This is a genomic window from Pontibacter sp. GD13, from assembly GCF_058216355.1.
In genome coordinates this window covers 636325-643875 of record NZ_JBYZMQ010000002.1, presented here as the reverse complement: position 1 = coordinate 643875, position 7551 = coordinate 636325, and the positions used below count along the sequence as shown (strand labels likewise).

Genomic DNA, 7551 nt, shown 5'->3' with positions numbered 1-7551 from the left:
GCAGGTTCGCTATGGAAATCAGAAACCTGGCTATTGCCATCGTGGTGGCTCATTGCCAAGGAGACTTGGACAAGCTCTTTAAAACATAAAAAGTGGTCAGAATTTCTTCCGACCACTCCTGAGTGTATGCCCGCCTTTTTGAATGTGCTATTTATGCTATTCAGATGTCTATTTCTTATTCGTGGTGTCTGCTTTTTTGGCTTCTCCTTTTTCAGCTTCATACTCTTCGTTCAGTCCGGCTACCACCATCTTCGTGATGTCTCTGGAATCATCACTGTAAAGTATGGCGCTGTTGCCACGCTGGTAGGTAAGCACCATTTCATAGCCTTTCTCAGCGCTTAGTTTTTTCAGGTACGCCTCCACCTGGTCGTAAATCTTTTTCATCTCATCAGACTCTTCGGTTGCCAGCTCGTTGCCGGAGCTTTGCTGTAACGCCTGTAACTGTTGTTGCTTTTGTGCCAGGCGCTGCTCAGTGGAAGCACGCTGGTCGTTGCTCATGCCCTGCGCTGACTGCTGGTAACGCTGCACCTCTTTCTGAAATGCCTCCGCCTGTGTGCGCAGATCTTTCTCCTTCGTGTCGGCTTTGCCTTGTAAGCGGCTGCGAACATCCTTAAAATATTCGTAATTCGCCAGCAGCGAGTCTGAGTTTACATACACGATGTCAGGATATTCTCCGGTTGTGGTAGTAACGCCATCTTTTTTATTTACAGCGGTTGTTGTGTCTGCTTTCTCGCAGGCAACCAAGGTGGCAGTAGCTACTGCAAGGCCTAATGTTAGTTTTAATAATTTCACAGTAAGTTTATTTGATTTACTATTTAGTGATTCAAAGCTTTAAATATAGCTTATTTTTAATGATGCCCGAAATTTTTTAGTGTTTCAATAATTCCTGAAAAGTCTCATCCGCCTCCATCAGGCCCGAGGCAGTCAGTCGGGTAAGGCGCACATGTTTAATCTCATTCACCAATACGGGGTCATACTTGGCAACCACCCGCACATAATTCTCCGTCCAGCCTTCCATCAGGCCATCTTTCACATCGTCTTCAAACAAAACAGAAAATTCCTTTTCTAGGTTCTGCTCGTAAAAACGGCGTTTTTTCTTTTCAGACAGAATGCGGAGCATATCGGCGCGCCGGTTCCTGTCTTTTATGCTGACTTTGCCAGGCATCTCAGGAGCCAGGGTATTCTCACGCTCGGAATAAGGGAAAACGTGCAGGTAGCTCACATCCAAATCGTTGAGGAAGTTATAGGTCTCCAGAAAGTCAGCCTCAGTTTCACCGGGGAAACCCACTATCACATCTACTCCGATGCAGGCATGCGGCATGTAGGCTTTAATGGTTGCCACTCTGTCCGCGTATAACTCGCGCTGGTAACGGCGACGCATCAGCTTGAGTATCTTGTTTGATCCGGACTGTAGTGGCACATGAAAATGCGGCATAAAGCGCTGGCTTTCTGCGACAAAAGCGATGATCTCGTCTTTTAAAAGATTAGGCTCGATGGAAGATATCCTGAATCGAGCAATGTCCTGCACCTGATCAAGGGCCTGAACCAACTCGTAAAAGGAGGATACGCGTTGGCCATCCTGTAAGCCGAAGTCTCCGGTATTCACGCCGGTTAACACTATTTCCTTTACCCCGGACGAGGCAATCTCGTGGGCAGCCGCTACTATATTTTCCACCGAATCGGATCGGCTATTGCCTCTGGCTAAAGGTATGGTGCAGAATGAGCAGGAATAGTCGCAGCCATCCTGAACTTTCAGGAAGGTTCGGGTTCTGTCGCCAAAAGAGTAGGAGTTATGAAACGTATTTGCCTCCGCTATAGGGCTGGCGTATACCTGTGGGGTTTCCTTTTTTTCAAATCCAGCCAATATGTCCACCAGCTGAAATTTTTCGGCGGCCCCCAAAACGGCATCGACTCCCGGAATCTCGGCGATCTCTTTCGGCTTTAACTGGGCATAGCATCCTACAATGGTAATAAAGGCGTTAGGAGAATGCTTCTGGGCCTCTTTTACTATTTTACGACATTTCTTATCTGCGTTTTCGGTTACGGAGCAGGTATTGATGACGTATATATCCGGGGTGTCTGTAAATTCGACCTTCTCGAAGCCACGCTCTTGGAAGATCCTTCCGATAGTGCTGGTTTCGGAGTAGTTCAGCTTACAGCCTAAGGTATAAAAAGCTACTTTTTTCATATGAAGGTGACAAAGGTACGAATTTCCGCTTTCATTCAACCAAGATCCGGTTCAAAAACCAGTCAACTAACCGGTTAAGAATAAGGTGAATGCTGTGAGGATAGTGCAGAAAACCGAGAATTTACTTTTGAATAAAGTCCTCGAAGGAATATTGCATGTAAGCCTGCCCGAGTTGTAGCTGGTATGGGGTTACACTGCTGTCCTGGGAAATTACCTTTTTAGCCACATTATCAAACGTAAGCACGCCCTGCGGCGTCACCCATCCAAACCCATCGTTGAAAACATAAAAGGCAAAAGGATCTGGAGTATTGAGCAGCAAATTGCGGCCCCAGGCAAACTCCTGGTGCGGTAAATTTAAGGCCGCCAGCAGTGTGGTGGCAATATCTGTCTGGGAGCCTATTGTTGCCACTGTGCGTCCTTTTTGTTGCAAAGCGCCTCCTGCAACTATAAACGGGATATGGAATTTAGCAGGGGCATGATTGGGGTCGTTGCCAGGAAGCGGGTGTCCGTGGTCTGCCACCACCACAACCAGCGTATTGGCCCACCAGGTCTCCTGCCGGGCTTGCGCCAGAAACCGGCCCAGCGCCCAGTCCGTGTAATACACGCTGTTCCGGAACAGTGCTTCGTTATCGGCCCCCTCAAATTTTGCGGTAATCGGAATCTCGAAAGGCTCATGGCTGCTGAGGGTATATACTGTTGTGAAAAACGGCTTTTTTTCCTGCTTTAAGTCCTGCAAAACCCGCTCGAACAAAACGTGGTCGTGCGCCCCCCACTTTGAGTTGTAGGTAGCTGGATCGAAGTCATACTTGTCGATCAGTCTATTATATCTGCCATTGAGTAGGTACGATTTGATGTTTGCAAACTCCAGTTCACCACCATAGTAATAGCTGGTGCTGTAACCCTGCTGAGCAAACACCTTGCTAAGATGCGGTAGCTGCTCTGTCTTTTTAGGAGATTTGATGATCGAGGTTATGGTTTGCACGGGGTAACCGCTCAGTATGGCCACCATGCCTTTCTCGCTGCGGTCGCCGCTGGCGTACATTTGCGTAAAGTTCAGGCCCTCGGCAGCCAGTTGATCCAGGTTTGGGGTAACCCCTTTCTCACCACCCAGGCTTTCAACAAATTTAGCAGTATAGCTCTCCAGTATAATAAAAAGGACGTTGGGGTTCGGTTTTACGAGTTGGGTGGACGAATCCGCTGGACTTGGTTGCGTGTATAAACCGGTTACAAGTTGCTGCGCTTCCTGATCCTCCATGTAATGGTAGGGGTTACTGTTCGTCTTGTTGTACTTCAGCAAGGCATACATCAGGTTCCAGGGCATGTTAAGTCCGGCGTGGTTGGCATAGGGTGTAGTGGAAAAATAAACGACACTCTGGTTGATGGGAATCTGCTGCCAGCCCCCGCGCAATGGCAACACCAGCAAAAGGAGATACACCCCAGATAAAGCTGCAGGAATAAAACGAGGCCTGTAGCTAGCAACCTGCGCATGAAGAGCAAAGAGCTTTTGATAGAGCCATACAAAAACGCCGCAGAGCAGCAGAACGATCAGTAAAAGCAGTAGGATGGGGGCAGCCGTGGCGGAGGCCATCATCTCGGTGGGTGTGTTCAGGTACTGGAGCGGGGTGGCATCCAGCCTGAATCCCCAAAAAGTATACAGTTCCAGGTCAGCGGCGAGTAATACGGAGATAACAACCAGCAGCAAGAAAGTATAAAGCCTGATCATGCCATTAAAAGCAAGGCGTGGAAAAAGGCTGGAGATTAGGAGGAGTAAAAAAGGGAAAATGCTGCTGTATGCGATAAACGACAGGTCGAGCTGTATGCCGTAAAAAAAAGTACGTGCGATGTCGGAGCTGCTGAGTTGCGCTGTTTTATCTAGATGATATAGCAGGAACAGGGCTCTGGCCCCTGCAAAATAAATTAACCAATAAAGAAAGTAGAGTGGTTGAAAATAGAATCGTCGTTTCACGCTGCAAATATAATGCATTCGGTTAGCCAATTTAAACGCCCCGGGCAGAAAGATAATTCCAGGAGGGATGTATGTTATCAAAAAGGAAACAATGAAAAGTATATCGATAATGAAAATAGGGTATGTTTATGAAGGGGGGTAGTTCTGATAACTTTAATTAATATTGCCAATACCCCCTTAATTTACACCCCCTTTTGTTTTGATCTTTAAAAATATCCTTATCTTTGATTCGATTTTCATTCAAACTCATAATCCCATGGCAATACTTCGTTTTAAGGCGCTGGAACTGGTAAGTCAGCGTAAACCAAGTGAGGTTACTTTACCTGCACCCAAGATCTCTGATTTTTTCGGGGAGAATGTATTCGGTCCTCAGGCGGTGCGCGCCACCATGTCATCGGACAATTATAAGCGCCTGCGACAGGTAACGGAATCTGGCGACAAAGTGGACCGGCACCTGGCGGATGCGGTTGCCGCTGCCATGAAAAGTTGGGCCATCAGCAAAGGGGCCACGCACTATACCCATTGGTTTCAGCCTTTAACAGGAGCTACGGCCGAAAAGCACGACTCCTTTTTTGACCTGACCTCCGAAGGCGAGGCGATTGAGAGCTTCAAAGGCAGCGCCCTGGTGCAGCAGGAGCCTGATGCTTCTTCTTTCCCGAGCGGCGGAATTCGCAATACTTTCGAAGCGCGTGGCTACAGCGCCTGGGACCCGTCTTCTCCGGCCTTTTTAATAGAGAATGCCGGAACAAAAACCCTTTGTATCCCAACCATCTTTGTTTCATATACAGGCGAGGCCCTTGACTATAAAACACCTTTGCTGAAATCACTGAAGTTGCTCAACGACGCAGCTGTGCCGGTGTGCCAGTATTTTGACAAGGACGTAACCAAAGTAAACACCACGCTGGGCATAGAGCAGGAATATTTCCTGGTGGACCGCGCTTTGTTTGAGGCTCGCCCCGACCTGGTGATGACGGGCCGTACCTTGTTCGGGCATGCCCCGGCAAAAGGACAGCAGCTGGAAGACCATTACTTTGGAAGCATTCCGAGTCGCGTACACGCCTATATGGTGGATTTTGAGAAAACAGCCTTGCGCCTGGGCATTCCCCTCAGAACGCGTCACAACGAAGTAGCGCCTAACCAGTTTGAGTGCGCCCCTACTTTTGAGGATGCAAACCTGGCAGTAGACCACAACCAGCTGCTGATGGATATTATGGACCGGGTGGCTGAGCGCCATAACTTTAAGGTTCTGTTGCATGAGAAGCCCTTTAAAGGTGTTAACGGCAGCGGAAAGCATAATAACTGGGCCATGAGCACCAACACCGGCGTAAACCTGCTGGGTCCGGGTAAAAAGCCGAAAGAGAACCTGCAGTTTCTGACGTTCTTTATTAATACCATTAAGGCAGTGCATGCTTACGACGATCTGCTGCGCGCCTCCATTGCTTCTGCCAGCAACGACCATCGCCTGGGAGCCAACGAGGCCCCGCCTGCGATCATGTCGGTGTTTATTGGCCAGCAATTGACAGCGGTGCTGGATGAGTTTGAAAAAACCTCGAAAGTGCCTATCGAGAAGGGCGACAACATGTACCTGAAACTGGGCATCGACAGAATTCCGGAAGTGCTGCGCGATAACACAGACCGTAACCGTACGTCTCCGTTCGCTTTTACGGGTAATAAGTTTGAGTTCAGAGCCGTAGGATCTTCTGCCAACTCATCTTCCCCCATGACGGTGCTGAACACCATTGTGGCAAACCAGCTGCTGGAATTCCGCAGGGCCGTGGATGAGCTGATCGAGAACCAGGACATGAAGAAAGAACTAGCCATCATTCAGGTGCTGCGCGAGTATGTGGTCGAATCAAAGGAAATCCGTTTCGAAGGAAATGGCTACTCCAAAGAGTGGGAAGAGGAAGCGGCAAGCCGCGGGCTATCGAATATCAAATCGACGCCGCTGGCCCTGGATATCTACGAACGCGAGGACGTGGTAGACCTATTTGCCAGGTATAACATCCTCTCAGAAGTGGAGTTGAAAGCGCGCCATGAGATTCTTTTGGAGGATTATGTGAAGAAGATACAGATCGAGTCGCGAATTATGGGAGACCTGGCGGTAAACCATGTGATTCCTACTGCCATTGCTTACCAGAACAAGCTTATCCAGAACATCCGCGGCCTGAAGGAATTGGGGCTGGAGGATGAGTACACGGCAACCATCCTGGACTCGATCAAAAAAATGTCGCGCCACATTACCACAATCCAGAAAAATGTGGATGAGATGGTGGAGGCGAGAAAAATTGCCAATAAAATAGAGGATGCCCGGGAGCGTGCTATCGAGTACCGCGATACCATTGTCGCGTTTTTTGAAACCATCCGCTACAGCGTAGATAAACTGGAGTTGATGGTGGATGACGAGGACTGGCCGCTGATCAAATACAGGGAGTTGATGTTCCGTCGTTAATTACTTTCATTCTTTATTAAACAGGAAAAGCACTCTAAACGGGTGCTTTTCCTGTTTTGAGGCGCTCCATTTTCCATCGTTTATTTCATAAGCTGATACCTTTCCCAAGGACCGGAACGAGGCAGCAAGCTGTGCTATTTTATCTTTCAATAGTATTACAACTTATATAAATACGCGCGTATACAGGCACAAGAGCAGAATAGACTACTACTTTAACTTGTGCCGTGATTCCGATAAAGATCCATACTCAGCCCGACGATTCTACCTGCGGTCCCACGAGTCTGCACGCCGTATACCGTTATTTTAAAGACCCCATTCCATTAAGCGAGGTGATCCGGGAGGTTCCCTACCTGGATGAGGGCGGCACGCTGGAAGTGCTGTTAGCCTGCCATGCCCTGAAGCGAGGCTACAGAGCGCGTATCTATACGTACAACCTGCACATTTTCGACCCTACCTGGTTTCAGTTGGAGAATGAGGTTATCATTGAAAAACTCAAGCTGCAAATGAGCCTGAAGAAAGGTAGCAAACTGCACCGGGCTACCCGGGCTTACATTGACTTTCTGGAGCTAGGAGGGGAGCTGCGCTGCCATGACCTGACGAAGGGGCTGCTGAGCGACTATTTCGAGCAAGGCATTCCCCTGCTTACGGGATTAAGCGCCACCTACCTGTACCAGAGCGCACGCGAAACCGGCGATGCAGAAGGTAATTCTGTGTATGACGACGTGCGTGGGTTACCCATGGGGCACTTTGTCGTGCTTTGTGGCTTCGGAAAAGACCAGAAATCAGTTGTCGTGGCCGACCCTTACCCAGAAAACCCCTACTTTAAAGACAATTACTATGAAGTAAAGTCCTCGCATCTGATCAATTCCATCATGTTAGGCATGGTCACCTTCGATGCGAACCTGCTGGCCATAAAACCGATCGAAAAAGAACCTATTCAGGATTAAG

Annotated in this window: 5 protein-coding genes; 2 read left to right on the top strand and 3 right to left on the bottom strand. The window is 48.6% G+C overall.

What is annotated here, in order from left to right; all coding sequences use genetic code 11:
- Window positions 1-168 precede the first annotated feature (168 nt).
- The 3 genes from AC4BAN_RS06425 to AC4BAN_RS06415 all read right to left on the bottom strand — a co-directional run bounded on the left by AC4BAN_RS06425 (window position 169) and on the right by AC4BAN_RS06415 (window position 4154).
- Complete coding sequence (locus AC4BAN_RS06425; RefSeq protein ID WP_490563550.1) at window positions 169-792, bottom strand: OmpH/Skp family outer membrane protein; 624 nt, start codon at window positions 790-792, stop codon at window positions 169-171.
- A gap of 76 nt (window positions 793-868) precedes the next feature.
- Entirely contained in the window at window positions 869-2188 is a 1320-nt protein-coding gene (gene mtaB / locus AC4BAN_RS06420; RefSeq protein WP_490563549.1) for a tRNA (N(6)-L-threonylcarbamoyladenosine(37)-C(2))-methylthiotransferase MtaB, read from the bottom strand.
- A gap of 121 nt (window positions 2189-2309) precedes the next feature.
- Window positions 2310-4154, bottom strand: coding sequence for an LTA synthase family protein (locus AC4BAN_RS06415; RefSeq protein WP_490563548.1), 1845 nt, complete (start codon window positions 4152-4154; stop codon window positions 2310-2312).
- Between the two features lie 256 nt (window positions 4155-4410).
- Here AC4BAN_RS06415 and AC4BAN_RS06410 point away from each other — a divergent pair, with 256 nt between their 5' ends.
- Both AC4BAN_RS06410 and AC4BAN_RS06405 read left to right on the top strand, forming a co-directional pair.
- Window positions 4411-6603 carry a glutamine synthetase III family protein gene (locus tag AC4BAN_RS06410; protein ID WP_490563547.1) on the top strand — a complete coding sequence of 731 codons (2193 nt, stop codon included), beginning with the start codon at window positions 4411-4413 and terminating at the stop codon, window positions 6601-6603.
- Window positions 6604-6827: 224 nt separating this feature from the next.
- A complete protein-coding gene (locus tag AC4BAN_RS06405) occupies window positions 6828-7550 on the top strand; it encodes a peptidase-C39 like family protein (protein WP_490563546.1) in 723 nt (240 codons plus the stop codon).
- The last annotated feature ends 1 nt before the right edge of the window (window position 7551 follow it).